This is a genomic window from Segatella sinensis, from assembly GCF_040095255.1.
Taxonomy (GTDB): Bacteria; Bacteroidota; Bacteroidia; order Bacteroidales; family Bacteroidaceae; genus Prevotella; species Prevotella sinensis.
In genome coordinates this window covers 57938-83076 of record NZ_JBBNGE010000002.1, presented here as the reverse complement: position 1 = coordinate 83076, position 25139 = coordinate 57938, and the positions used below count along the sequence as shown (strand labels likewise).

General features: G+C 46.4%; 25 protein-coding genes. 4 read left to right on the top strand and 21 right to left on the bottom strand.

Annotated elements, in window-relative coordinates; all coding sequences use genetic code 11:
• Window positions 1-265 precede the first annotated feature (265 nt).
• The 13 genes from AAAT87_RS01020 to AAAT87_RS00960 all read right to left on the bottom strand — a co-directional run bounded on the left by AAAT87_RS01020 (window position 266) and on the right by AAAT87_RS00960 (window position 12625).
• Window positions 266-2134 carry a 4-hydroxy-3-methylbut-2-en-1-yl diphosphate synthase gene (locus tag AAAT87_RS01020; protein ID WP_349225376.1) on the bottom strand — a complete coding sequence of 623 codons (1869 nt, stop codon included), beginning with the start codon at window positions 2132-2134 and terminating at the stop codon, window positions 266-268.
• A gap of 53 nt (window positions 2135-2187) precedes the next feature.
• Window positions 2188-2694 carry a 5-(carboxyamino)imidazole ribonucleotide mutase gene (gene purE, locus AAAT87_RS01015; RefSeq protein ID WP_117663600.1) on the bottom strand — a complete coding sequence of 169 codons (507 nt, stop codon included), beginning with the start codon at window positions 2692-2694 and terminating at the stop codon, window positions 2188-2190.
• 82 nt (window positions 2695-2776) lie between these two features.
• Window positions 2777-3385, bottom strand: a complete 609-nt coding sequence (locus AAAT87_RS01010; protein WP_295024409.1) for a phosphatase PAP2 family protein — start codon at window positions 3383-3385, stop codon at window positions 2777-2779.
• Window positions 3382-4920 (bottom strand): RNA polymerase factor sigma-54, encoded by a 1539-nt coding sequence (rpoN, locus tag AAAT87_RS01005; RefSeq protein ID WP_349225375.1) that lies wholly within the window; start codon window positions 4918-4920, stop codon window positions 3382-3384. The genes AAAT87_RS01010 and rpoN overlap by 4 nt, the downstream gene beginning before the upstream one ends.
• 94 nt (window positions 4921-5014) lie before the next feature.
• On the bottom strand, window positions 5015-5659 hold the full coding sequence (locus tag AAAT87_RS01000; RefSeq protein WP_294857805.1) for a hypothetical protein: 645 nt from the start codon (window positions 5657-5659) through the stop codon (window positions 5015-5017).
• 738 nt (window positions 5660-6397) lie between these two features.
• The gene (locus AAAT87_RS00995) at window positions 6398-7474 is read right to left on the bottom strand and encodes a C1 family peptidase (RefSeq protein ID WP_349225374.1); all 1077 of its coding nucleotides are present in this window, start codon (window positions 7472-7474) and stop codon (window positions 6398-6400) included.
• 137 nt (window positions 7475-7611) lie between these two features.
• The gene (lgt, locus tag AAAT87_RS00990; RefSeq protein WP_427876391.1) at window positions 7612-8472 is read right to left on the bottom strand and encodes a prolipoprotein diacylglyceryl transferase; all 861 of its coding nucleotides are present in this window, start codon (window positions 8470-8472) and stop codon (window positions 7612-7614) included.
• A 5-nt stretch (window positions 8473-8477) separates the two neighbouring features.
• The gene (gene ychF, locus AAAT87_RS00985; RefSeq protein ID WP_089543063.1) at window positions 8478-9581 is read right to left on the bottom strand and encodes a redox-regulated ATPase YchF; all 1104 of its coding nucleotides are present in this window, start codon (window positions 9579-9581) and stop codon (window positions 8478-8480) included.
• A gap of 420 nt (window positions 9582-10001) precedes the next feature.
• Window positions 10002-10838, bottom strand: a complete 837-nt coding sequence (gene dinD, locus AAAT87_RS00980; protein WP_349225373.1) for a DNA damage-inducible protein D — start codon at window positions 10836-10838, stop codon at window positions 10002-10004.
• A gap of 69 nt (window positions 10839-10907) precedes the next feature.
• Complete coding sequence (locus tag AAAT87_RS00975) at window positions 10908-11771, bottom strand: hypothetical protein (protein WP_296972616.1); 864 nt, start codon at window positions 11769-11771, stop codon at window positions 10908-10910.
• Window positions 11772-11776: 5 nt separating this feature from the next.
• Entirely contained in the window at window positions 11777-12115 is a 339-nt protein-coding gene (locus tag AAAT87_RS00970) for a hypothetical protein (RefSeq protein ID WP_147327900.1), read from the bottom strand.
• A gap of 163 nt (window positions 12116-12278) precedes the next feature.
• Entirely contained in the window at window positions 12279-12473 is a 195-nt protein-coding gene (locus AAAT87_RS00965) for a hypothetical protein (protein ID WP_298532572.1), read from the bottom strand.
• Complete coding sequence (locus AAAT87_RS00960) at window positions 12467-12625, bottom strand: hypothetical protein (protein ID WP_296972614.1); 159 nt, start codon at window positions 12623-12625, stop codon at window positions 12467-12469. The genes AAAT87_RS00965 and AAAT87_RS00960 overlap by 7 nt, the downstream gene beginning before the upstream one ends.
• 166 nt (window positions 12626-12791) lie before the next feature.
• On the opposite strand from AAAT87_RS00960, the gene AAAT87_RS00955 reads away from it, so the two are divergent.
• Entirely contained in the window at window positions 12792-13229 is a 438-nt protein-coding gene (locus AAAT87_RS00955; RefSeq protein WP_349225372.1) for a nucleotidyltransferase substrate binding protein, read from the top strand.
• A 67-nt stretch (window positions 13230-13296) separates the two neighbouring features.
• Complete coding sequence (locus tag AAAT87_RS00950) at window positions 13297-13617, top strand: nucleotidyltransferase domain-containing protein (RefSeq protein ID WP_295023876.1); 321 nt, start codon at window positions 13297-13299, stop codon at window positions 13615-13617.
• A gap of 137 nt (window positions 13618-13754) precedes the next feature.
• Here the strand turns inward: AAAT87_RS00950 and imm40 are convergent, their stop codons facing one another.
• From imm40 to rd, 5 genes are all read right to left on the bottom strand, one after another.
• Window positions 13755-14105, bottom strand: coding sequence for an Imm40 family immunity protein (gene imm40, locus AAAT87_RS00945; protein WP_349225371.1), 351 nt, complete (start codon window positions 14103-14105; stop codon window positions 13755-13757).
• Between the two features lie 123 nt (window positions 14106-14228).
• Window positions 14229-16439, bottom strand: coding sequence for a hypothetical protein (locus tag AAAT87_RS00940; protein ID WP_349225370.1), 2211 nt, complete (start codon window positions 16437-16439; stop codon window positions 14229-14231).
• Window positions 16396-17466, bottom strand: coding sequence for a hypothetical protein (locus tag AAAT87_RS00935; protein ID WP_349225369.1), 1071 nt, complete (start codon window positions 17464-17466; stop codon window positions 16396-16398). The genes AAAT87_RS00940 and AAAT87_RS00935 overlap by 44 nt, the downstream gene beginning before the upstream one ends.
• Window positions 17467-17606: 140 nt before the next feature.
• Window positions 17607-17996 (bottom strand): desulfoferrodoxin, encoded by a 390-nt coding sequence (locus tag AAAT87_RS00930; RefSeq protein WP_117663590.1) that lies wholly within the window; start codon window positions 17994-17996, stop codon window positions 17607-17609.
• A gap of 105 nt (window positions 17997-18101) precedes the next feature.
• The gene (gene rd / locus AAAT87_RS00925) at window positions 18102-18266 is read right to left on the bottom strand and encodes a rubredoxin (RefSeq protein ID WP_117663589.1); all 165 of its coding nucleotides are present in this window, start codon (window positions 18264-18266) and stop codon (window positions 18102-18104) included.
• 513 nt (window positions 18267-18779) lie between these two features.
• Between rd and AAAT87_RS00920 the strand changes: the two genes are divergently transcribed.
• Window positions 18780-20054, top strand: coding sequence for an alpha-L-fucosidase (locus AAAT87_RS00920; protein WP_349225410.1), 1275 nt, complete (start codon window positions 18780-18782; stop codon window positions 20052-20054).
• Between the two features lie 151 nt (window positions 20055-20205).
• Here AAAT87_RS00920 and AAAT87_RS00915 read toward each other — a convergent pair whose 3' ends face one another.
• Window positions 20206-20997: a copper homeostasis protein CutC gene (locus tag AAAT87_RS00915; protein WP_295023884.1), complete on the bottom strand. Its 792-nt coding sequence runs from the start codon at window positions 20995-20997 to the stop codon at window positions 20206-20208.
• 201 nt (window positions 20998-21198) lie between these two features.
• Here AAAT87_RS00915 and AAAT87_RS00910 point away from each other — a divergent pair, with 201 nt between their 5' ends.
• On the top strand, window positions 21199-23865 hold the full coding sequence (locus AAAT87_RS00910; RefSeq protein WP_349225368.1) for a transglutaminase-like domain-containing protein: 2667 nt from the start codon (window positions 21199-21201) through the stop codon (window positions 23863-23865).
• Window positions 23866-23982: 117 nt separating this feature from the next.
• Here the strand turns inward: AAAT87_RS00910 and AAAT87_RS00905 are convergent, their stop codons facing one another.
• Together AAAT87_RS00905 and AAAT87_RS00900 are read right to left on the bottom strand one after the other, a co-directional pair.
• Window positions 23983-24855: a DUF4384 domain-containing protein gene (locus AAAT87_RS00905; protein WP_349225367.1), complete on the bottom strand. Its 873-nt coding sequence runs from the start codon at window positions 24853-24855 to the stop codon at window positions 23983-23985.
• A gap of 23 nt (window positions 24856-24878) precedes the next feature.
• A complete protein-coding gene (locus AAAT87_RS00900; protein WP_349225366.1) occupies window positions 24879-25133 on the bottom strand; it encodes a hypothetical protein in 255 nt (84 codons plus the stop codon).
• Window positions 25134-25139: the final 6 nt, after the last annotated feature.

The window sequence follows — 25139 nt, the reverse complement described above, 5'->3', positions numbered from 1 at the left end:
ACTCAGTGACTCAGTGACTCAGTTTATTTCCGACCGTATGTTCTACCCTCTTTATAGTAGATATATTATATATATAAATATATATATATAATATATAATATATATGCTTACAATCTGTAAGCAGAAAATAGACCAAATAGGGGCTTGAAATAAACTGAGTCACTGAGTCACTGAGTCACTGAGTCATTTATTTTAAAAAAGAGGAAATGCAGGAACGGCATTTCCTCTTTTATCTGGGGTATTGCTCTTATTCAGAAGAGCCGAATTATTGCTTATCCGAGTCGATGAGGGCGAGCAGATGCTCTACTGCCACCTCCTGCGGAATATTCTTTTCTACGCAAACCTGCTTGCGGTAAAGACTTACTCGGTTAGGACCGGCGCCTACGTAGCCGTAATCGGCATCCGCCATTTCACCTGGACCATTCACGATGCAGCCCATGATGCCAATCTTCAAGCCCTTGAGATGCTTGGTTGCCTCCTTGATCTTGGCGATGGTTTCACGAAGATCGTAGAGTGTTCTGCCACAACCTGGACAACTGATATACTCGGTCTTGCTGGTGCGCAGACGGGCTGCCTGGAGAATGCCGAAAGCGGTTTCATCTACTGTCTGAGCAGGGATGTCACCATCGTTCATCAGCCAGATACCATCGGTCAGACCATCGATCATCAAGGCTCCCATATCAGCAGCAGCCTCCAGCTGGAAGTCGCTCTTCTCCTCCTTGCCGTGCTGGTACATCTCTGCGAAAACCACAGGGTTCTTCAAGCCGGCATTCATCATCTCGTGAACCAATGCACGCTGGTCGCCCAGGCGGTTCTGATGATTGCTGACGCAGATAACCACTACCTCTGGATGAGCCTTCAGGCAGGCGATGTATTCCTCGGCTGGAGTTCCAAACTGCAGGGTGAGGAACTTGATGTCTGCCTTGATGCTGGCGATGAGCGGCATTGCCATAGCAGGGAAGATAGGGTAGAGCTTGGCACCAGTAGTTTCTGGCTTGCTGTTCAGCGTCTCGTAAACATTGTAATCTACGATGTAGCTCTGACCTGGCACAAACTGCTTAGGCATCTTACCGCCTATATAGATATAATCAGGCGTAGCATCCTTGTTCTCACAAACGGTGCTCTCGCCGTTGATTCGGTTGCTGATAACCACCGGAACGTTGTTGCCGCCGATATTGCCTACAGCCACGGTTTCGCGGCGGGTAGGGCGCAGCCAGTCGAAGCCAGGATAAGCTGCGGCAGGAATCAGCAGATGACCCTGTTTCTTGCCGATGTAATCTACCAGGTGTCGAGCCACCGGAATCTCTGCAGCAGGCTCCTCGCTGAGGCTTACACGGACTGTATCGCCGATACCGTCAGCCAGCAGGGCACCGATGCCCACGGCACTTTTGATTCTGCCATCCTCGCCTTCGCCAGCTTCGGTTACGCCGAGGTGGAGTGGGTAATTCATACCTTCCTTCTCCATTTCTTCTACCAGGAGGCGCATGGAGCGGACCATCACAACGGTATTGGATGACTTGATGCTGATGACTACATCGTGGAAATTCTCCTTCTTGCAGATGCGCAGGAATTCGAGACAGCTTTCTACGATGCCCTCAGGCGTATCGCCATAGCGGTTGCGGATGCGGTCGGAGAGCGAACCGTGGTTCACGCCGATGCGGATGGCTGTATGATGCTCCTTGCAGATGTTGAGGAACGGCACGAAGCGGTCTTCTATCTTCTGGAGTTCGTGGGCGTACTCCTCATCGGTATATTCCTGCTTGATGAACTTGCGGGCAGGATCCACATAGTTGCCCGGGTTTACGCGCACCTTCTCGCAGTAGAGTGCAGCCACGTCGGCAACGTTAGGATTGAAGTGAACATCGGCAACGAGTGGAGTCTGATAGCCGTCGGCACGGATGCCGGCATTGATGTTCTTCATATTCTCTGCCTCGCGGGAACCCTGAGTGGTGAAGCGCACCAGCTCGCCGCCAGCCTTGATGATTTCCTCTGCCTGACGGACGCAAGCCTCAGTATCATTGGTATTGGTGGTGGTCATCGACTGGATGCGGATAGGGTTATCGCCACCCAAGTCGAGGGCTCCGATATGTGCCACAGAAGAGGCACGGCGGGTATAATTGAATAAATCTACCATAATGTATAAGAATAGAATATGCCCCAAAGGAATGGGGCATATCACATATTAGATTAATTACACTTGAAATCGTATTTTACCTCAGCCAGATCCTGGTTTGCCTTCTCGATCTTGGCACCAAGCCCCGCCTTCCATGCCTCTACCTTCTGAGCCACTTCCTCATCGGCAAGGGCAATCATCTCGGCAGCGAGGATGGCAGCGTTCTGAGCCGCATTCACACCAACAGTAGCCACAGGAATGCCAGGAGGCATCTGGATGATGCTGAGCATGGCATCAAGACCATCGAGCATACCCTTGATAGGTACACCGATAACTGGCAGTGGGGTAGATGCAGCGATAACACCAGGAAGGGCGGCAGCCATACCGGCAGCGGCGATGATTACCTTCACGCCACGCTCCTTGGCTCCCTTGGCAAATGATTCTACTGCATCCGGTGTGCGGTGTGCAGAGAGGGCATTTACCTCGAAAGGAATCTGGTTGTCGTTCAACCACTTACATGCTTTTTCCATAACAGGCAGATCGCTGGTACTGCCCATGATAATGCTTACTAATGGTTTCATTTCTTACTATATTATGTTATTAATTCTTTTTTCTATGTTCCTTGTACGGCACCGGAATCGGGTGTCCAGGATGGTGCAGGCTTCAGATGACCAGGATGGCGCAGGCGGCTCCTACGAGGAATCCCCCGATCACCTGCGAGAGCGAGTGCTGTCGCAGTATCATGCGCGCCGTTCCTACGGCTCCTGCCAGTATCAGCACGAAGCAGAGCCACCACAGCGGGTTGAAAGAGAAGGCGATGGAATAGGATATCAGTCCGCCTGCCACGCCTCCGATGGCGGCTGTATGGGTGCTGATCTTCCACCATATATTGATGAGGGCACATACCATCTGGATGGTGAGTGCCACTACCACGATGATGCTGATGACGCGGGGAGTGTTGCGGTACTCCATCCAGAAGAAGCAGGCGAAGTAGCACACGATGGAGATGATATAGGGCACGAGACGGCGCTCCTTTCTGCCCAGTTCGTGGGATGTCCATCCCTGGCAGAGCCGGTAGAGATGGATGAGCAGCGAGGGTGCCACCACGGTGAGCAGATACACCATGGCAAGCATCACCAGCTTATACATCATCGGCAACAATGACATGTAGCTGAAGATGAACAGTGCTATCAATCCCACTATCGGCAGATAGAAGGGGGTGAAGATCATGCTCATGATTCGTGCAGTGAATATGATATTCTTCTCTTTCATTTTCTTAATCGTGCTACTGGAATATTAAATTGTTCGCGATACTTCGCTACGGTGCGTCGGGCGATAGGGAATCCTTTTTCCTTCAACGCCTTTGACAATGCTTCATCGCTCAATGGTTTCTTCTTATCTTCGTGCGCTATGATTTCCTGAAGGGCAATCTTGATCTTGCGGGTTGACAGTTCCTCGCCATCCTCGGTGGTATAGCCATCGGTGAAGAAGAACTTGAGGGGGAAGATGCCCCATTTGGTCTGTGCATACTTCACGTTGCTCACTCGCGATATAGTGCTGATATCCAATCCGGTTCTTTCGGCTACATCCTTGAGAATCATCGGTTTCAGGTCGGCTTCGTCTCCATCCAGGAAGAACTGTCGCTGGATGTCGATAATCGCTTTTATGGTTACGATGAGGGTATGCTGCCGCTGCTTGATTGCCTCGATGAATCCCTGTGCCTTGTCCACCTTTCCCTTGGCATAGAACAGGGCTTCTTTCTCGGCTCTGCTCATCTTGTCCTTGTGATTGCGGTATTGCTCTATCATGTCGGTGAAGGATGGAGATATGGTGAGCTCCGGAATGTGACCGCGGTTCAGGCAGAAGGTGATGGAGCCGTCGTCGTTGGTATCTACGATGAAGTCGGGGGTAATCTGCTGGATGTTTCTGCCTTCGGTTTCTCCCATCGAAGCACCTGGCTTCGGGTTCAGTTTCCTGATTTCCCGCTGCAGGGTATCAAGCTGGGTATCATTGAGTTCCAACCCTGCCTTGATCTTGTCCCAGTGCTTCTTGGTAAACTCATCGAAGTAGTCTGTGAATACCTCTTCCATGGTCTTGCGGAGTACGCCTTTCGGCATTCGCTTTACCTGAAGCAGGAGGCATTCCTGGAGGCTTCTTCCGCCTACGCCCGCAGGGTCGAAGCTCTGCAGGACATGGAGTACGTGCTCTATCTCCTTCTCGGTTACATCGATGTTGTGATAGATCATCAGCTCATCGCTGATGCTGTCGAGATCCTTGCGAAGCAGGCCGTCGTTGTCGAGCGATCCGATGAGATATTCCATCACTTCCTTTTCCTTGTTGGTGAGGTTCTGCATATCCATCTGCTCCTTCAGCTTGTCGTAGAAGGATGTGGTGTCTCCATATACCATTTCTTCGTATTCAGCTGTGTCCTGGTTGCCGTATTTGTCGGAGCTGTAATCGGGCATCTGGTCATCCTGTCCGATGCTTTCCAGTGCCTGGTCGAGCTCGTCTTTTCTCTCTTCCTTCTCCGACAGTGCCTCGTAGGCATCATCAGAATCAGTATCACTGTCGCTATTACTGCTATCTGCACCATGTTCCAGCGGAGAATCTCCATCGTAGCTTTCGCTGAGCATATCATCTGGATTCTCACTCTCCAGTGCAGGATTATCGTCCAGTTCGGCATTGATGCTCTCCTCGAGTTCGGTGAGGGGCATCTCCAGGAGCTTCACCTGCAGCATCTGCTGGGCGGAGAGTTTTTGTAGCTGTTGCAGCTTCTGTGCCTGTGTCTGAATGAGTTTTTGAGCCATATCTTTATTCTTGAGTTGAGCTTTTGCTGTTTATATATCTTTTTTTCTGTTCTGCCTGCAGTTTTTTTCTGCTTGCAGTATTCTTTTTTCCGTTCTACTTGTAGTATTCCTGCAGGTTGATGGCAAGCTGGTTCAGCTTGTCAGGGTTTCCGTTACCATATCTGTGCCAGATGTCCTTGCATGCGCTAATCAGCTTGCTGTCTGGTGCTTGCTGGCGGTTGAGATAAGGGTCGCAGTATTGGTAAACGCCCATCACTTCTGCAATCAGCTTGGGTGATACCTTGATGAGTTTTCCCAGGTTGATGATTTCCGGCGTTTCAGCCACCATGGTGATGGGAGTGAGCTGGAAGTAGAGGTCGAGGATGATGATGAGCTTCACGGGGTTGAGCGATGGCTCTTCAACGAGAGGTTCCCAATCTTTCTCGAACGACTCCTTTACTTCTACTCCTGCAAAAAAATCCTTGGCATTTCCGCATCCGTTCATGGATCGGAGAATCTTGATGTCGTGGGATAGAAGGCGTGGATTATCGGCATATTTATCCCATAGCCGCTTGATGCGAGGCGTGATGCGCTGCAGCTTGAACATCTGTGCGTGCAGATATTCCGGCTGGATGTGCAGTTCCAAGCTCAAATCGACTATACCTTTTGAGTATAAGGGCTTTACTCCCATCGGCTTCTTCTGGTAGAGCTGGAGTAGCAGGAGCCAATAATCGTCGTTCCAAAGAGGATGTTTTGCCATATTACCTTGTTATTTATTATCTTTTGCAAAAGTACAACTTTTCGGTGGTAATACAAAATTATTTAGTGTATATTATCATAAAAATGAGGGGATTATGCCTAAAATACCTCTAGAATGCCCGTAGGAAGGGGGCGGATTGCATATAAGAACTTGGCGTGTGGCATAAAAAAAGTAGTGCGCAACTTCGATTCACTCGAAATTGCGCACCTTTAATGCTATATTCCCAAATTTTTCATAACTCAAAGGAGATTATCGCTTTCACAAGCTCTTCTCCATTGCGGCGCCCGAAGCAGTCATTTACTGCTCACAGGCATCATCTTGTTATCCGATACATGTCTTTTTTTACCTTAAGTTACGCTTAACCTATCGACATTATCCTGTTCTCACTGAATAAACAATCTTTTTTTTCTTACCTTAAAACTAATAACCTAAAACTAAACAACTAACAATCTTAAACCTAAAAACCTAATAACCTAAACAAAATTTCTTTTCGTCGTCCTTGAATAAACAATCTTTTTTATTACCTTATAACTAATAACCTATAAACAACTAACAATCTTAACCTAAAAACCTAATAACCTTTTGTCTTATTGACGATGCAAAGGTACGACGATTTTGCCATTCCACCAAAACTTTTATGGAGAAAATGCGAAAAAAGCCCGAATTTTTGATGTATGTCAACTATATGTGTGCGCACACAAGTGTTATGAAGCAGATATTTGACCTACATCAACCATTTTACTTCCTATCGAAGAGAAAGGCTTCTTCGCTCATGAAGACGACTATGGTCTTGAGGCGGAGATAGTCTTCAGAGAGATAGATGAGTCCCTGGTTGCCCCAGATCTTTCCTGCTGAGTTGCGGCAGACGTAGTATCGCTGCTCGTCTTTTAGGAAAGTGCCGATGATTTCCATCACGTGGTCATCGGTGGTGCGCAGCTGCTCAAACTCCTCCTGGCGGGAAGTAGGGGTTACGGGGCGTTCGTTTTCCGGGATATCCACATAGTTGTCCTTGGCGTGGATAAAGCCTTCTTCCGAAATATCGCCCTCCCAGCATACCGGGTGGCCGTTCTCTATCGCCTTCTGGATATGGAGCATCATCTCATCCAGCGGCAGATTGAGGTAGGAGTCGTGCTGACGGTTGTCGGGAATCTCCAGGGCGAAGTACTCGCGGTAAGGGTGATGGGTGAAACTGGTGAGCGATACATACTCTTCCGGGTAGCATACGCTGTGGGCGAACTCCAGCGGGGTATATTCGGCACCGAGCATGTGAACCTGCTTGGCAGGCATGTAGCCAATCTCCTGATCAAAGAGATTGTCGAGATCATCCTTCAGCTTTCCGAACCCCGACTTCTGTGAGATGGCTGCATCGCAGAGCTGCTCCACCTTCCGGCAGAGCGTCTTGTAGTTGATATCCTTCGGATCTTCGTAGCTGTCGTAGGGTTGTGCACCATACTTATCTATATAATGTATGAGCATGGAAGCCATGCCTCGCATGCTGATGGGCTTGCTGCCTTGCGAGAGATAATACTCTATGGCTTTCTCCTGCAGCATCATTCGGGCGATGTAAGCCACGGAGAGGTTCACGGAGTCACCCTTCATGATATGTTCGCTCTCTATGGTAGCGAGCATGGCGTATGCCCAGCTGAGTTCGCTCTCGCCCTGATCCTTGATGGGAGTGGTACTGATGAGCCTTATATGGGCGGGCAGATTGTTCTTGCCCCCATCCTGAGAGGAAGGAGAGGATGATTTGCCCTGATATCCGCAGCTTACCAGAAGAAGTGCGGCGAGAAGGTAGAGAATGATGCTTCTATTCATATTGTAGTTGTTGTTTATACCTTATTATATATATAAGCAGGATACCATGTATGCGATAAGTCTACCATATCGCTGGCTTTAAACAATAAAAGTTCCGCCCCACACATCTGGATGGAACGAAACTTCTATCATCGTATTTATGCTTTGTTTTCCTTTTTCGCAGCTCGCTTAGGGCTGGAGGCGATGCTCCATACTCCCGCTATGATGAGCGGAAGACTCAATATCTGGCCCATATCCATAGGCAATCCTGCCTCGAAAGCCACCTGAATCTCCTTGGTGTATTCCACGAAGAAACGGAAGGTGAAGATGAGGGTAAGGCAAAGGCCGAAATAAAGTCCGCTTCCCACACTTTTAGGCCCCTTCTTCTTATAGATGAAGAGGATGAGGAGGAAGATGACGAGATAGGCTATCGCCTCGTAGAGCTGGCCGGGATGACGCGGATACTGATCTTCCTTGACGAAGATGAATGCCCAAGGCACATCGGTTACCTTGCCGATGATCTCGGAGTTCATCAGGTTGCCCAGGCGGATGAAGCAGGCGGTGATGCCTGATATGATACCCATGTTGTCGAGTAATGTCCAGCCGCCCACTTTCGTCTTGCGGCAGTAGAGCCAGATGGCGATGAACAGTCCCAGTACGCCTCCGTGGCTAGCCAGACCTTCATATCCAGTGAATTTCCAGCTGCCGTCTGCCATGTGATGCATCGGGATGAACATCTCGACTACGTGATCCCACTGGGTGAGGAAGTATTCCGGCTGGTAGAAGATGCAGTGTCCCAGTCGGGCACCCGCCAGGATGCCGACGAAGAGGTAGATGAAGAGCGGTTCAAACTTATCCTCGCCCAGCTTCTGCTCCTTGTAGAGACGGTGCATCATCAGATAACCCAGCAGCAAGCCTACCATCCAGCAGGTGGCGTAGTATCTGATGGAGATAGGACCCAGGTGAGCCAAGATGGGATCCGGATCCCATACGATATAGTTAAGCAGATTTGCCATCATAATCGTTATACGTTGAAACGGAAGTGCATGATGTCGCCATCCTGTACGATGTACTCCTTGCCCTCGATGCCGAGCTTACCAGCCTCGCGTACAGCAGCTTCAGAGCCATACTTGATATAGTCATCATACTTGATAACCTCTGCACGGATGAATCCCTTCTCGAAGTCGGTGTGGATGACGCCGGCACACTGAGGAGCCTTCCAGCCCTTGTGATAGGTCCATGCCTTCACCTCCATCTCACCTGCGGTGATGAATGTCTCGAGGTTCAGCAGGGCGTATGCCTTCTTGATGAGTCGGTTTACGCCGCTCTCTTCCAGGCCGAGTTCTTCGAGGAACATCAGTTTATCCTCGTAGGTTTCGAGAGAAGCGATGTCTTCCTCTGTCTTGGCTGCGATGACCATGCACTCAGCACCTTCTTCCTTGGCGATTTCCTCTACCTTCTTGCTATACTCGTTGCCGGTCTTGGCAGAAGCTTCATCTACATTGGCTACGTAGAGCACAGGTTTGGTTGTGAGGAGGAAAAGGTCGTGAGCCACCTTCTGCTCTTCCTTGGTTTCGAAAGTTACGCCACGGGCGTTCTTTCCCTGCTCCAGAACAGCCTTGTAAGCCTCCAGAACGGTAACCATCAACTTGGCATCCTTATTGCCGGCAGCTGCAGTCTTCTGCTGTTTGGCGAGCTGAGATTCGATGGTTTCCAGGTCCTTGAGCTGCAACTCTGTATCGATGACGCTCTTATCCTCCAATGGGTCAACCTTGGCGCCACCTTCGCGCACGATGTTGTCATCGTCGAAGCAGCGGATTACGTGGATGATAGCATCGCACTCACGGATATTTCCCAAGAATTTATTACCAAGACCTTCGCCCTTGCTGGCACCCTTGACGAGACCTGCGATATCTACGATTTCGCAAGTCGCTGGGACGATGCGTCCTGGGTGAACAATCTCTGCCAACTTGTTGAGTCGCTCATCTGGTACGGTGATGACGCCCAAGTTTGGTTCGATAGTACAGAAAGGGAAGTTAGCTGCCTGTGCCTTTGCACTAGACAGACAGTTGAACAGTGTAGACTTACCCACGTTTGGGAGGCCTACAATACCACATTTTAATGCCATTTTATCTTTAAACGTTTAAATTTCTGGGTGCAAAGTTACACATTATAAATGAAAGATACGAAGAAATCGTGGAAAATTAACTAAAAATCATAGATGAGGGAAAATAGATGTTGGAAAAAACAAGTGAAACGCTGAAACGCTGAAACGCTTGCGGATGCAGGAAGATATAGGAGAAGACGTTGAGGTATATAGGGATAGTCTTCGAAAGATATAAGGGAAGTTATCGAAAGATATAGGAGAAGTACCTGAAAGGTATGACAGAAGTCTTTGAGATATATAATGGAAGTTGCTGGAAGATATAGGAGTAATTGCCGGAAGAGTTAGTTTCTACGACCGCACAACAGCTGTTGTGCGAGTGTTGGACGGCTGATGTGCAGTGAAATTCTTGCTTCTTCTCTTGTTATAGAATTATGATAGATATTATTTCTTTTTGCTATTCTTTTTGGTCAATGTCTTTTCGTCAGATTTCAATCTGCGTTCAACTTTCTTGACGTCTTCACCTGCAGGAAGATTTTCTGGCACAATGCCACGTTGGAGCATCATATTACGAACAGCCTTATTATTATCGACATGTTCTTGACAGATAGATTGCTGACCATGTAAATCCTTTTGCTGAACGTTGACAGAAGTCATTTCTGCAGCAAAATCTTTAGCTTTGATATTGAGTGTTGGAAGGAAATCGGCGAGAGGTCGGTTGTTAGGAGCACACAATTTACGTTTGAGAAGAGCCGTGTCGAGATTAAACAACGCCTTGTCACCTAGTGAGCGAATGATGGCAAAGCCTTTGCTGTCCACACCTCTTTCATACAGCACACCAGAGAGACGCTTCTCTGTTTCTGCAAGTTTTGCACGTGCTTGTACACGTTCGTATTCCAGCAAACGCTTTTGCACCAGTTCTGCTCGGCGAGTTTGTACGGCAAAGTAGTTTTGGGCAAAAGAGATTTGTGGCTTGCGTGGATCACCGTTTTGGGCAATGAGATAGCAAGCATAACGAGTCAGCATATAGTCTTTGACTTCACGCTGAGATCCAGAACCAAGGGTGACCATTTTGCTGACGTCAGCAAAATGGTATGATACCTCTTGCCCTGCATTAGTACAAGATGCTTTTGCCTTTTCGATAATTCCTTCGAAATTACGCCATTGGCTATAACCTAATACTTGTGCAAGTTCTCTTGCACTCCAACATTCTACGCCTTCGTATTCGTTGGCAATAGCTTCAAATTGCTCGAACAATTCTTTGATTTCTTCTTCTTTCATAATTGCTTATTTTTATGATATTTCGGCAAAGTTACGCTTTTTATTTGGTTGTAGCAAGGAAAAGGTTATTTATTTCCTTCTTTGCTCATCAATAAATACTTGTATCTCTCCTAAATCTCCAATTTCTTTTGGTAGAACAAACATATTGTATGGGTTCGCATATTTACGGAAATGCTCTTCTATAGAATGTATATCTATTTCATTTATGCTTTTTGAACTGTTAAAACCGATAGGTTCAATGTGACATAGCTTCCATCCTTGTAAAGCATCTGTTCCTAAAGGCTTGGAATACTTTGCTTTTTGTTTGCCATCTTTAGTTCGCATAAACAGCATAGGAATCATATTGTTTTGAAGCATTTCTTTAATTTCTTTCAATGTTGGGGTATGTTGTTTCATAACTTGACCATATACCCAGATTGCAAATGTATTGTCAGAAACTATAATTTCTCTTCCTGTAGGATGTATGAAAGATTGACCTCGGAATTTAATGTCTTTTCGAACAATTAATGGCATGTCTTTGGCATCCACCCAGTCATTAATGATTTTGTTCCAATAATCTAATGTTTCTTTTGATATTTTAGGGTTGAATTCTGAAGAACGCCATAGTTGACCAATTTCCTTGATTTTTCTTCGTATATTATCACCGACCAAATCTGGAGTTGTTTGTTTTGGTTTTAAACCAATGTTTTTCGTCTCATTTCGTTCAAACAAGTATTTATTGGCTTTTTGGGGAGTCTTCGTGTAACTATACACTCCTTGTTCTCTGTAACTTTTTGTTTGGATAACATTTGGAAAAGATTTGTAAAAATCTCCTTTCGTCATTTGAAAACTCCCAACAGGTGTCTTTATACAGAAAACGTCGTTTTCTTTTAAGGATTCTATTATGCAAGCTTTAAAAGTTAGTCTGCTACAAGAATATTCTGTGTAACTCATATCGTTTAATTTTGAAAAGACTTCTTGGCTTCTTTCAAACTGTTATATAGCTCATCGTCAAACTCTCGGATGTCTTCGTCAGTCAATACTCCGTCATAGTATAGGTAACATACGGTGATGTAATATCTACCTCCTGACATCCCATCGTATCGGCGAGCGATATGCTTGTCGAATTGGTATACCTTATCATATAGTTTGAGGTATGCATCGTGTGCATCCTCTGCTGATGCGTTCTTGTTCATGAAATCTTTGGTAGATTGCATGAACTTGGCGCACTCTCGCTGCAAGCCCAAATTAATGAGCTTGCGAGCTGTTTTCTTCTGAGACTTCGTTAATTCTATCATGTTCTAAACGTTTCTTTTCTTTTTTAGCCTTATTTCTTTTTGATATACATTTCTTGCAGATGTGCAGTCTGTGTCCTTTACCACTGAACGACTCGTTGGATTTATACTCTCCACACATCTTGCAATAATGTCCTTGATGCTTATATTTCTTTTTACCCATGGCTTATTTTGTAAACAATTTCCCGATGAGATTCAGAATGTTAGAAACGGTCTCCTTGCTCTCTACAGGAATCTTGATGGAGGTCGCTCCTGTCTGCTCGTCTTGCTCAACGATGGAATCAACCAGCTGGGCTGTGGCTTCTGGCGACTTTAAGGTTTCGGCTAAGCCTGAGAGGAAAGATATTCCTTGGGCTACCAAATTCTTTGGCTGACTTGAGCGGTAAGAGGCGGAATCTCTGTTCGAAGATGAGTTCGTTTGCTGCTGGATGGAAACCTCTTCTTCTTTTTCCTGGTGGTCTTCTTGGTGCTGTTGCCGTTTTGATCAGTTGTCTGCTTATAGTTCTTTGCCATTGTTGTATTACTTTAAATATATTGACGCAAAGTTACACATTATAAATGAAAGATGCAAAAAAATCGTGGAAAAATAACTAAAACTTGGGGTATGAGACGAGAAAAAGGGCTGGTGGTATAGGTTTTCTCAAAAACTTTTCTTATCTTTGCGAAAAAATCAAGGCTTATGTCAGAGAATCAATATATACGATGGATACAGCGATTGAGCAACTACGATAAGGCAGTGGCTCGATTGCAGAATGCCGCAAGGATTGTTTCTACGGAGAAACAATTCAGTGGTGAAGTGGATGACCTTTTGAAAGAAGGTCTGGTGCAACGCTTTGAATATACTCAGGAGTTGGCATGGAAAGTGATGAAGGATTATGAGGAATATCAGGGCTATACCGATGTGCAGGGTTCAAGAGATGCCATCCGCAAGGCTTTGCAAATGGGTATCGTAGAGAATCCTGCCTGGATGAGTACCATTTCATCCCGTAATCTTACTTCCCATTGTTATGATGAAGAGGAATTCAATATGGTATTGAACCAGATTATCCATGATTATCTCCCGATTTTCGTGAAGTTCAGCGAGAAGATGAACGCCATCAAGGCTTCTGAAGTCTAAGTTCTCCTGTTCTTGTTTATCTCTTTTATTTCGATAATCTAGAAAAGAATCTCTTTGATATTGACAGATGAAAAAATATGGCATAGAAGAGGGCGACTGGAAGAAAGTGTTCTCGGTTTTCTCCCATTTCCCTCATATCGGTAAGGTAATACTTTTTGGCTCAAGGGTCAAAGGAACCCACAAGCCTTTTTCCGATGTGGATATCGCATTGGTAGGCGAAGCCTTGTCGCTTACCGACTTGCTTCAACTCAAGAATGAGATAGATGATTTGCTCCTGCCCTACGAGTTTGATTTTTGTATCTATAAGGATTTGAAGAATGCAGAACTCAAGAGCCATATTGACAGGAGAGGGGTAGAGATATATGATAGAAATTCTTGGGAATTATAATAGAAGTCGTTGGAGAAGATAGGAGAAATTGTTGGAAGATATAGCAGGGCGAAGGCATTTTGATGCGTCCGCCCTGTAGAACCATGATGATCATTTTGCTGACGTCAGCAAAATGTTATGAAACCTCTTGCCCTGCTTTAGATTTCGTTCTCTAGGGCAAAGGAAAATAAAGGCCTATTACAAAAATGATTTTTAATAGTCTTGATGTAAGATTCGGATTTATTACAGCTATTTTGCACGTAATCGTAATATGACTCATCTGGAGTCCTATTATAATACCAATTATCATCAGAGTTCTCTATAGTAGAATTATTCATACTATATACATCACCTCCTAAGATTGGAATCGCTAAAAGTTTACATGTTTGCACTATTTTAAGTGCTTCTTGGTATGGAAAAGCATAGCCTTCAAAACCTAAATTCTTCAAGGAATAATATTCGGAAATATCATTATCTTGAATGATTGAAATTATATCATTCTGTTTCATTTTAAACGTTTAAATAATTGGATGCAAAGATACACATTATAAATGAAAGATACGAAGAAATCGTGGAAAATTAACTAAAAAAGGCATCCACAGCCCCCGTGGATGCCTTTATGATAGCATTTTTTAGAGATTCTTTTCGAATTGTTTCAATACATCGCATCGGGTGGTATATTGATCCACCATTTCCGGATGCTGATGGCTGAACTGGCTCCATTCCATCATAGCCTGATATTGAGCGGATTGTGGCTGTAGAAGCTTCTGCTCTTTCCAGTTGGCATCATAGGTAATCTTAAACCATGGGTCAATACCAATGGATGAGAGGGCATAGAGCGAATGATAGCGAAGCGTGAGATTGCTGCTTTGCTTGCTTATCTTGAGATACTCTTGAGCGATAGCTGCGAAATCGGCTTCGCCTGTGCGGGCACTATCGGCCACGCTCTTGCCATAATGGGTAAGATACCAGCAGTCGCCATAGCAGGATGCCTGATAATAGCGGGTGGCAAGCTCATAGGCAAGTTTTTCTCTAACTTCGCCTTCACGAGCCACATTGTATTGGCTGATGAGCTGGTTCATCTCCTGGCAGAATTTCCATTTCGGGTTCTCCTTCAGGTGGGCATAACTGCCCTGAATGCTCCACATTTCCGAATCATTTACCTTCTGGTGGTTGAACCAGTAAGGCACAGTATAGCTGCGCTTCTCGGCGTAGAAGCTGATGGCCTGGTTGTTGATGAACTTCAGGGATACATCCTTCTGCCAGCGGGCAGCTTCGCCAAAATTGCCTTTGGCAAGATACTTGGTGCCTATCATATCCTTGAAGAAATCGGCATTGCGATAGAGTGACTGGCAGACGTATTGCTGGAAGGCATCCTGATGCTGAGCGGTGATGAAGCGATAGTAATCTGCCAGCTGCTGCGCAGAGAGTGAGTCAAGACGAATGGCGTATTCTGATGAATAAAGATAGCGGCTGATGTATTCTTCATCCTGTTGCTCCTTGTAGAAGGTTCGCATGTAGGCATCCATCATGCCATACATCGCCGTAGCCATGCTTTCGTAATCTCTGCCGGCTTCCTGCCGGTTTTCCTTTTTCGCCTTATCTGCCATCGTCTTGAACCGGTTGTACAGGGCGCGGTAAGCCACACGTTCCTTCACCTCTACATAGTGAATGTCGGGATTGGTGAAATCATCCTTTTTCGGGTATTCTCCCTTCGCTTTTTGGCTTTCTCCCTTTGCCATCTCGTTGAGCCATTTGAATTCACCGACCAGATATTGCGGATAATCATTATCCACCTGTGTGTTTCGGGTAGAAACCAGGAGGCGGATGGCTCTTGCATTATTCTTCATTCGCTGTGTGCCATCCAGAGCGACTGCTTCACTAATCTCCTTCCATGCTTCCCGCTGATATCCATAGAGATAATGGAGCATGGCGGTGGCAGAACGCCACAGGCAAGGATTCTGCGTCTTGCCTTCAGCGATGACCTTATTGGCAAAGGTGATGAAGTTGAGGGCTTCTTTCTGATAGATGACCTTGGCGCCTATTTCCTCAATCCACTCCTTATTTAACTGTTCTTTGGAGCGACAGTCTATCGTCTGCTGACAGTTGTTCACGAAATCCTGCACCAGATAGGTGAGCATAGCCGAGTTCGGATTCTTGAGATAAGTGCTCTGAATGCCTGCAAGATTGCGATAGTTTCGGGCGAGCACCCTGATGCTTGCCATATCTCCCTGCTCGGCATAGATATCCAGTGCCTGCTGATGTCTTCCCGTCTTCCATAAAGCCCGGGCATAAATGTTGCGCATCGCCTCTCGCCATGGTGATTTCGGAAGTCGGGAGGCAATGGCATTCCAATAGGTGATGTTCTGCTGGTGGAATCCCTTCATCATGTTGGTGCGCATACGGAGCAGGGCATACTGGCTCTTGAGTTGGGTGCCTTTATAAATTTTGGCGGCATTGTTGAGCCGTGTCAGCGATTGCTGTATCTGCAGTCGTTCTTGCTTCGAGGCGTAGTTCCAGGCATTGGGATTCAGTTTCTCGCAGGCATCCAGGTAGGCATTCAGGTTTCTCAGGTAAGAAAGCATTCCTGCATCCTTCTTGCTTTGGGCAACTTTTTTAATATTCTCCTTGTTCCATCTGTAGAAAGATAAGTTGACGGAGGATGTATTGCCGGCATACTTCTGCCAGTAGCTGGCGATATCGTAGAGATATGCAGGCGATGTAAGGTCGCGGTTGAACACGCTGAACATATAATAGTTGTGATCAGAGTATTCGGCAACGCAGGCGTTGGCGTGGGTGCTAAATGCTGCTGCTATCACTCCTATGATTAAAAATCTTTTCATAATCTTCTGATTTAAATCGTTTGATATTATCGGTGTTGAGGTCGAAGAGAATGACCTCGCTGTTGATGTCTTCATCCTGGTGATTGATGCTTCTTACGGCTTCCATGATGTCGCTCATTTCGGGCTTTCTTATCACGATGCTGTCGTTTGGCAATACGGGGAAATCATCATCTGCATGCATGATGCCTACGAATTTTCCTTCTCTGAAGAGGACTCGCCAGCTGAAGAGCGGATAAGCGGCAGAAAGCGGCAACGGATAACTGCCCAGATGCTGGATGTAAGGAGCCACATCCTTCATATCGAGTATCGGCTTTTGGCAATTGAGCTGTTTTACATCGCCCGTATTATACATCATCAGGATGCCTCTATCCACAGGGGGTGGGGTCATCGAGAGCTGGTGTAACCGGATGGTTGCGGAAAGTTGCATCTTCTTGTCTTTGGCTTTCTCCTTTAAAAAATGGAGAAATTCAAAATAAGCATCTTTCGTTGAAGCTGTCCAGTCGCAGTCAATCTGAATCTCTTTCACGTTCTCGATGTCATTGGCTTCGTTCATCTGAAGGATGCGGTTCAGAATCTTATCTGCGAGTTGCCGGGGTGTTTCATCTGAAGATTTCCAGCCCGATTTGTCGCTACTGATAGGATTCGTCTTGGTATTTGCTTTGAAACAGTCGGTTACGATATAGACAACGGGGATAATCTCCATTCCTTTCGGCATCAGAGATTCTTTCTCCTTTTCTTCAGTTGTCCTTTTCTCATCGGCTGTATCAAATTGCAGGGTAGCATTGGGCATGATTTCTCCATCCGCATCCCTTACCACATCAAAGAATCTAACGTAGAGTCGTTTGATATGGTGTTTCTGGATGAAGTTCTTCTTGCTGCTGTCCATCTGCCAGGTCGTACTCCAATAGTAGGCGGAGCGTATGGTTTCTATTGTTTTATCTTGTGAACAGGAAATCAAGCAGATGCAGGTGGATAATGCCAGCAGCAAGCGCATTGATGTAAGATCATTCCATATTCTTCTCATCATCTATAGCGTTTTGTCGGCAAAGATAGATATTTCCTGGCGAATGTGGCAAGAAACGAGATGTAAATAAAGTTAAAAAGGTCTCATATCATATTCCCTACATTGGGAAAACGACATGAGACCTTTTGTTGGTATGATGGTTTTTATCCTTCAATTACCCCTTTCCACAAACCGTGGAGATTGCAGTATTCGCGAGCTGTAACATCCTTGGCTTCAGCACTTGTCATGAAGATGGCTTCCGGCTTTTCGCCCGGTTTCAACTCATGGCGGAGCACATCGGTAGGGGTGAGCAGCTCAATCCACTGGATGTAATGCTCTGGGAGCATCGGATGCTCCACGCTTCCTACAGTTACTCGGTAGCCGCCCTCGATAGGTTCTATCACAGGCACGTGCTTCTCCTTGGCGCCATCGCTGGTGTTTTCCTTCATCAGCTTCATCGGCTCGCCACAGCAGCTGAGCACGGCTCCCGGGTTTACTACTTCTACCACGTTGCCGCAAATCTGGCAGCGGTAGATTTCTCTAATCTTCGTCATAATGGTTCCTCCTATTATTTTATGAATGTGTTGCCTGAATATCAGGCTTTTCATTCAGATGATTCCTTTGTGAGGATTTCCTTCGGGTGATTCCCCAAAAGAGTCTTACTCCTCTACAGGGCTGAAATCGTCCTTACCTACTCCGCAGAGAGGGCAAACCCAATCATCAGGGATATCCTCGAAAGCTGTACCTGGAGCGATGCCACCCTCTGGATCTCCTACTTCTGGATCATAAATCCAGCCACAAACGTCACATACATATTTCTTCATAATGTTTCCTTTCTTCTTTTTATATTAATAATCTTGTTCTTGTAGTCGTTATCAGACAAGTACTGCTGTATATCTGGGAATATCCTATTGCTCAGATGTTTTGCTATACTTCTTTCTGACTGACAATGCAAAGATACAAATAGTTTCTCTAAGTTCCAAATAGAATTGAATAAATTATAATTTTATTATATCTTTTAAATTCTGATAACATTGTGTTTTTCCCAAATTCCTCGTAAAACTGCTCCCAGTTTTTCTCTAAGCTACCTCTAATCTTTCCCTATAACTCCTTTCTTATCCCCATTCCTGGTCTTCCTTATCTCGCTGCAGGCATCTTTTTTATCCTCTTATATAGAGTTTTTTGTGTTTTATCGCTTTGCTCTGAAAAAAAAATTGTATATTTGCACCATCATAACTAACTATAACAATTTAATTATGGGAATTAAAATGAATTTCAAGTCACAATTATGTGCCGCAATCCTTACTTTGGGTTGCTCTTGCCTTTCGGCTAATGCCATGGTTGCGAATGATGCTGCCAAGGAAAACAAGTCTCAGCATTATCAGCCATCAGCAGAAAACCTGGAATCACGCAAGCTGTTCCAGGATGATAAGTTCGGTATCTTCCTGCATTGGGGATTGTACAGCATGCTCGCCACCGGCGAATGGACAATGACCAATAAGGACCTGAACTACAAGGAGTATGCCAAGCTGGCTGGCGGTTTCTATCCTTCTAAGTTTGATGCTGCCAAATGGGTGGCTGCCATCAAGGCTTCTGGTGCCAAGTATATCTGCTTCACTACTCGCCACCACGAGGGATTCTCTATGTTCAAGACCAAGTATTCTGATTATAATATCGTAGATGCTACTCCTTTCCGCCGCGACATAGTGAAGGAACTGGCGGATGAGTGCCACAAGCAGGGCATCGCTTTGCATCTTTATTACTCTCATATTGACTGGTATCGCGAGGATGCCGTTTGGGGAAGAACGGGTAGAGGCACTGGTCGCCCTAACCCTGAGGGTAACTGGAAGAGCTACTATCAGTTTATGAACAACCAGCTTACTGAGCTTCTTACCAACTACGGTAAGGTGAGATGTATCTGGTTTGATGGATGGTGGGATCAGGATCAGAATCCTAATTTCGATTGGCAGTTGCCAGAGCAGTATGCGCTTATCCATCGCCTGCAGCCAGGCTGCCTGATTGTAAACAACCATCACTCTTCTCCTTTCGAGGGTGAGGATGTTCAGGCTTTCGAGCGTGATCTTCCTGGAGAGAATAAGGCAGGATTGTCGGGTCAGGACATCAGTCGCCTGCCTCTTGAAACCTGCGAGACCATGAATGGCATGTGGGGTTATAAGATTACCGACCAGGATTATAAATCTACCAAGACTTTGGTTCATTACCTGGTGAATGCAGCTGGTAAGAATGCCAACCTGCTGATGAACATCGGCCCTCAGCCAGATGGCGAACTTCCTGCAGTTGCCTTGGAGCGTTTGGCAGAAATGGGAGAGTGGATGAAGATTTATGGTGAGACCATTTATGGTACCCGCGGTGGCATCGTGGCTCCTCACGATTGGGGTGTTACTACCCAGAAGGGAAACCGTCTCTTCGTTCATATCCTGAACCTGAAGGATAAGAGCCTCTTCCTGCCTCTCGGAAATAAGAAGGTAAAGAAGGCATTCGACTTTGTCAGCAAGAAGCCGGTGAAGGTTCAGAAGTGCGAAGGTGGTGTGCTCCTGAATCTCGGTGAGGTTCCTACAGAGATGGATAAGGTTGTGGAAATCGCACTCTAAGATTGTGTGAATATTATATTGGAAAAGTGTCGTAATCTCCTGGAATATTGGAAATTGCGACACTTTTTTGTTTTGTGGAAAAATGCTATCTGCGTTATCGGAAACAATCCTTTCTTATTATCGGAAACATCTTTTTCGTTATAGAAAAATCCTATCCCAAAAGGTTGGCGATGGTTTGCTTTACTCTTTCTGCAGAAGTAACAGGAGAGTTGCTTTCATCAGCACCCTCGGCACCCATATACACGTTGGTGTTGAGCTGTTTCATCTTGCTTGGCACATTGACTCTTGCCGAGAAGTGATATTCGTGGATATCGGTAGCATCGAAGATGGTGCGGATGTTATCCTCGTTTACGCCACATCCGGCAAGGAGGATGATTCGTCCGGCTGCTGCCTGCTTGAGCTCTGAAAGAAGCGCTACGCCTTCTACTGCCTTAGGTTGCTGGCCCGATGTAAGGATGCGGTCGCAACCCAGAGAGATGATGTCTTCCAAGGCTTTCTGAGGATTGGCTGTTCGGTCGAAGGCACGGTGGAAAGTAACGCTCATCGGCTTCAGTTCTTTGCCGTCTTTCGCCTGTTCGTCACAGCCTTTCGCCAGTTCCACGAGTCGGCGGTTCGCCTCCATATCCACCTCTCCATCTTCTGTGAGGCATCCTATCACTACGCCATCCACGCCCAGTTTTCTGCAGAGGCGGATATCCTCCACCATGCGTTCAATCTCCAGCGGAGTGTAGAGAAAATCGCCACCACGAGGGCGGATGATGACGTGGAGCAAGGTCTTATCCAACAACTTTCGGGCAACTTTTATCTCGCCATACGATGGGGTGGTACCACCCTCAGGTATGCCTGCACACAGTTCCACACGGTTGGCTCCACCTTCCTGTGCAGCCAGACAGCTTTCTACGCTGTTGGCGCATATTTCAAACTTGAAATCGTCTCTGTTCATAGTTTCTATTTTTCTTTCTATTTAGTTATTTGATTATTACTAATTTTACTTGAATTCTCAATATTTGCTGCAAAGATAACATTTTTTCTTTTGGGGATGGCTATTATTTCGAAAAAAAACATTATTTTTGCAGAAAGTTTGTAACGTAACATCAATATATTAACTGGAATATAATAAATATAATTAAAAAGCTAACTAACAATGAGAAAGTTTTTAGTAATGTTCGCCATTACATTCTTAGCCTCTTGGCAGACAATGTTGGCAGCAAACGGCCACTTCATTACCGATGCAGCTTATCGCACGAAAGTGGAAACGGCCTTCAAACAGAAGGTAAATCTTGTAGGTAAGCAGTTTTATGACCAGAAAATGCTCAAGCAGCAGAAAGCTACAGCCGATGAGCAGGGAGCCTTGCAATTTCTCTATGCCTACATGCCTGTGGCTGATGTAACCGACTATCCTACCAGCTTCTTCCTGGAGAATGTGCGCACCAGCTTCGAGGCACGCCAGCAGATGGCTTGGGGAAACAAGGTGCCTGAGTTGCTCTTCCGCCATTTCGTGCTCCCTGTACGCATCAACAATGAGAACCTGGATAATTCGCGTATGGTATTCTTCAAGGAATTGAAGGAGCGCGTCAAGGGATTGAGCATGAAGGATGCTATCCTCGAGGTGAACCACTGGTGCCACGAGCTGGTAACCTATCAGCCATCCGACGGCCGTACTTCAGCACCTCTTTCTACCATCCGTTCGGCTTACGGCCGCTGCGGCGAGCAGAGTACCTTTACGGTAGCTGCCCTGAGAGCTATTGGCATTCCTGCACGCCAGGTTTATACCCCACGCTGGGCACATACCGATGATAACCACGCCTGGGTAGAGGCTTGGGCAGATGGAACCTGGTATTTCCTGGGAGCCTGCGAGCCGGAAGCTGTACTGAACCTGGCTTGGTTTAATGCTCCTGCATCCCGTGCGATGCTGATGCATACCAAGGCGTTCGGTGACTACAATGGTCCTGAGGAGGTAATGCTCCGCACTTCCAACTATACCGAGATTAACCTCATCGACAACTATGGTTCTTCTGCTCGCATCGACTTCGAAATCGTAGATGCAGCAGGCAATCCTGTAGATGGTGCCAAGGTGGACTTCAAAATCTACAACTATGCAGAGTTCTGCACCGTAGTAACCAAATATACTGGTGCTGATGGTGCCACCTTCCTTTCTGCCGGCAAGGGCGATATGATGATCTGGGCATCCAAGAACGGCAAGTATGGCTTTGCCAAGGCTTCTTTCGGCAAGGACAAGAAGGTAGTGGTTCGTATGGATCATCAGGTAACTGTACCTGGCGCAGAGCAGAAGACCATCCTCTTCCGCGACTCCTTCGATATCGTTCCTCCTCCAGAGCATGCCAACATCCCAGAGGTATCTGCCGAGGCAAGAGCCAAGAACCTGGAGCGCTTTGCCTACGAGGATTCTATCCGCCACGCCTATCTCGCTACCTTCTACAATAAGGAGAGTGCATTGCAGGCTCTGAAGGATAATGGTCTTGCTGCAGGTTCTGAGGAGAATACCCAGAAGATGGTGAAGTATCTGGTAGGTTCAAGCGGTAACCACCATGTCATCCTCACCTTCCTGAAGAATCACAAGGACCGTATCGACCGTGCTATCAAGCTGCTCGGTACATTGAGTGCCAAGGACTTGAGAGATATGCAGATGGATATCCTGGAAGATAACTTCAATGCCAAGAGCGATCAGCTTTCTCCTCGTGTGGAAAACGAGATGATTATCACTCCGTTCAAGCAGTTCTTCGAGAAGGAGTTTGCCAAGCAGCAGGTAGCCTTCAAAAACAATCCTAATCTGCTGGTAGAGTGGGTGAAGAAGAATATCCGCATCAATCCAGACCTGAAGGCTCTGCAGATTGCCCAGACACCTATCGGCGTATATCGTTCACGCCTTACAGACGCCCGCTCTCGCAAGGTTTTCTTCGTCGATGTAGCCAGAAGCTTGGGCATCGAGGCTCAGGTGGATGAGGTGACCAAGAAGACTCAGTATAAGAATGCCAATGGTGGCGAATGGATTGACGTAGATTTCGACAATGACGTGCAGAAGGCTTCTGCCATGGGCAAGTTCGTGATGAACTATAAGGATAATGGTGCTGTGGATGATCCTAAGTACTACAGCCACTTCACTATCCACCGCATCAATCCTGATGGTTCTACTTCGCTTCTGGAGTATCCTGAGGAGGGTTGTACCTGGAGCGGTACCTTCAAGAATGGTGTAGATCTGGATGAGGGCGATTATGCCCTGGTATCTGGTACCCGTCTTGCCAACGGTGGTGTGCTGGCAGAGATGCAGCTGTTCCATGTAAAGCAGGGGGCTACTACCCAGGTGGATATGAACCTGCGCAGTTCTGAGACAGAGATTACCGTAAAGGGTAACTTCAATTCAGAATCCAAGTTTATCCTCTTGCCAAGCAATCAGGAGGTTAGCCTTTTGAGCCAGACAGGTCGCGGCTACTTCGTAACAGGTATGATCGGTGTAGGTCAGGAGCCAACCAACCACGCCTTGAAGGACATCGCCAAGGTGGCACAGGTATTCGAGAAGTGGGGTCGCCCTATCGTTATTCTCTTTGAGGATGAGGCATCTGCCAAGAAGTTCAGAATCTCAGAGTTCCCTGGTTTACCAAAGAACATTATCTTCGGTATCGACAAGGATGGTTCCTGCCGCAAGGAGATGGTGGAGAATATGAAGCTTCAGAACAAGAACCTGCTTCCTATCTTCACGATTTCTGATACCTTCAACAGAGTGGTATTCCTCTCTCAGGGTTATACCATCGGATTGGGTGAGCAGCTGGAATCTGTGATCAAGAGATTATAAAATCTGAGTTCAGCGTTTCACTTCATTTTACGCTAGTACTTTTTGCGTGAGCGATAGTGCAAACACCATAGAAAAATAAAAGCCCAGGGCATTCCGCCCTGGGCTTTTATTTTTCTGTTATTTCTTTACGGAGATGGTCTTGATTTCTACCTGCATATCCTTATCGGCTGTACGGTTCTTGGTAAGCCACTTCTGGAAATCCTCGTACTTCAACTCTCTAGGCAAACCGGCTACGGCATTATCTATCGCCTTGATGAATGGGTTAGGCGAACTGATTACATAGATATAATTCGTTTCTGCCGCCTTTTCGCAGGTCATGTTATATTCATCTACATCTGCCGGCTGAAAGAGCGGTGTAGCCGTCTTGGAATTGAAAAATACGTATCTCGTGTTGGCATCCACCCTCACCTTGCCATCCTGCGATGACTGATAAGGCAGGAGACAGTAGGTATTCTTGCTGTCATCTATCAGATAAACGGCTACGTATCCCTTGGTAGATGACTGGTAGGAGAGATAGAAATCGTCGCCACTCTTGAAGTTGTCGCTTTCGAATCTATCTTCTGTACCATTTCTCAGAATCTTGGCAACTAAACTGTTCTGTGTGGCAACCAGCTCCCGCGCCTTTCCGCTTACCGCGCATTTCACTATCAGCATGCCCTGTTCGTAACTGATCTCATACTTAGGTTCGCTGATGGTTTCCAGCCATTCACCCTTCACATCGCTGCTGCTCAGCGAGGTGAAATCCGTCTGTGTAGAGCCGTTGGTATTGTTCATCAGGGTAGCGTTATGCTGCGCTACCACTGTGCCGAACTCATCGCCCAGGGCTTGAATCTGTGCTCTGCTCAGAGCCGTCTTCTTGGCTTGCTCCAGCGATACGTTTTCCGGTTCATGGTAGATGTATTCTCCGTGCACTTTCCTGGTGCGCTGGGCATAGCTGGTTGTAGCTACGCCCAGGAACATCAGAATCATCACAAAAATGTAGTGTCTCATCCTTGCTGATTTTTATGTTATTCTTATTTCAGTTTCAGCTCTTTCCAGCCTGCTGCAAGCGAGGTAGAAGGAGTGGCAGTAGGAGTCTGAACCTTGCGGTTGATAACCACTGACTGCTGCTTCACATTTTCAGAGATGTAGCTTTCAAGTTCGCCGAGGCTTACATCACCCTTGGTTTCCTGGAGTTTCTTCAGGAGATAGTAGGTGAAGAGGCCATGACCCTTGGCTGAGTATGGGAACGCGGTTTCATCGCCCGATGCCGCACTGAATATCACCATGTTGCC

Excerpts from the sequence above, each read along its gene's own strand:
- AAAT87_RS00920 (WP_349225410.1), top strand. The coding sequence starts at position 18,780 with ATGGTTGCGAATGATGCTGCCAAGGAAAACAAGTCTCAGCATTATCAG.
- AAAT87_RS00940 (WP_349225370.1), bottom strand. The coding sequence starts at position 16,439 with ATGAAAAGATTTTTAATCATAGGAGTGATAGCAGCAGCATTTAGCACC.
- rpoN (WP_349225375.1), bottom strand. The coding sequence starts at position 4,920 with ATGGCTCAAAAACTCATTCAGACACAGGCACAGAAGCTGCAACAGCTA.
- AAAT87_RS00995 (WP_349225374.1), bottom strand. The coding sequence starts at position 7,474 with ATGAATAGAAGCATCATTCTCTACCTTCTCGCCGCACTTCTTCTGGTA.
- lgt (WP_427876391.1), bottom strand. The coding sequence starts at position 8,472 with ATGATGGCAAATCTGCTTAACTATATCGTATGGGATCCGGATCCCATC.
- rd (WP_117663589.1), bottom strand. The coding sequence starts at position 18,266 with ATGAAGAAATATGTATGTGACGTTTGTGGCTGGATTTATGATCCAGAA.
- AAAT87_RS00900 (WP_349225366.1), bottom strand. The coding sequence starts at position 25,133 with ATGGTGATATTCAGTGCGGCATCGGGCGATGAAACCGCGTTCCCATAC.
- AAAT87_RS00960 (WP_296972614.1), bottom strand. The coding sequence starts at position 12,625 with ATGGCAAAGAACTATAAGCAGACAACTGATCAAAACGGCAACAGCACC.
- AAAT87_RS00955 (WP_349225372.1), top strand. The coding sequence starts at position 12,792 with ATGTCAGAGAATCAATATATACGATGGATACAGCGATTGAGCAACTAC.
- AAAT87_RS01000 (WP_294857805.1), bottom strand. The coding sequence starts at position 5,659 with ATGGCAAAACATCCTCTTTGGAACGACGATTATTGGCTCCTGCTACTC.
- ychF (WP_089543063.1), bottom strand. The coding sequence starts at position 9,581 with ATGGCATTAAAATGTGGTATTGTAGGCCTCCCAAACGTGGGTAAGTCT.
- purE (WP_117663600.1), bottom strand. The coding sequence starts at position 2,694 with ATGAAACCATTAGTAAGCATTATCATGGGCAGTACCAGCGATCTGCCT.
- AAAT87_RS00970 (WP_147327900.1), bottom strand. The coding sequence starts at position 12,115 with ATGATAGAATTAACGAAGTCTCAGAAGAAAACAGCTCGCAAGCTCATT.
- AAAT87_RS00910 (WP_349225368.1), top strand. The coding sequence starts at position 21,199 with ATGAGAAAGTTTTTAGTAATGTTCGCCATTACATTCTTAGCCTCTTGG.
- AAAT87_RS00930 (WP_117663590.1), bottom strand. The coding sequence starts at position 17,996 with ATGACGAAGATTAGAGAAATCTACCGCTGCCAGATTTGCGGCAACGTG.
- AAAT87_RS01020 (WP_349225376.1), bottom strand. The coding sequence starts at position 2,134 with ATGGTAGATTTATTCAATTATACCCGCCGTGCCTCTTCTGTGGCACAT.
- dinD (WP_349225373.1), bottom strand. The coding sequence starts at position 10,838 with ATGAAAGAAGAAGAAATCAAAGAATTGTTCGAGCAATTTGAAGCTATT.
- AAAT87_RS00915 (WP_295023884.1), bottom strand. The coding sequence starts at position 20,997 with ATGAACAGAGACGATTTCAAGTTTGAAATATGCGCCAACAGCGTAGAA.
- AAAT87_RS01010 (WP_295024409.1), bottom strand. The coding sequence starts at position 3,385 with ATGAAAGAGAAGAATATCATATTCACTGCACGAATCATGAGCATGATC.
- AAAT87_RS00905 (WP_349225367.1), bottom strand. The coding sequence starts at position 24,855 with ATGAGACACTACATTTTTGTGATGATTCTGATGTTCCTGGGCGTAGCT.
- imm40 (WP_349225371.1), bottom strand. The coding sequence starts at position 14,105 with ATGAAACAGAATGATATAATTTCAATCATTCAAGATAATGATATTTCC.
- AAAT87_RS00950 (WP_295023876.1), top strand. The coding sequence starts at position 13,297 with ATGAAAAAATATGGCATAGAAGAGGGCGACTGGAAGAAAGTGTTCTCG.
- AAAT87_RS00935 (WP_349225369.1), bottom strand. The coding sequence starts at position 17,466 with ATGATGAGAAGAATATGGAATGATCTTACATCAATGCGCTTGCTGCTG.
- AAAT87_RS00975 (WP_296972616.1), bottom strand. The coding sequence starts at position 11,771 with ATGAGTTACACAGAATATTCTTGTAGCAGACTAACTTTTAAAGCTTGC.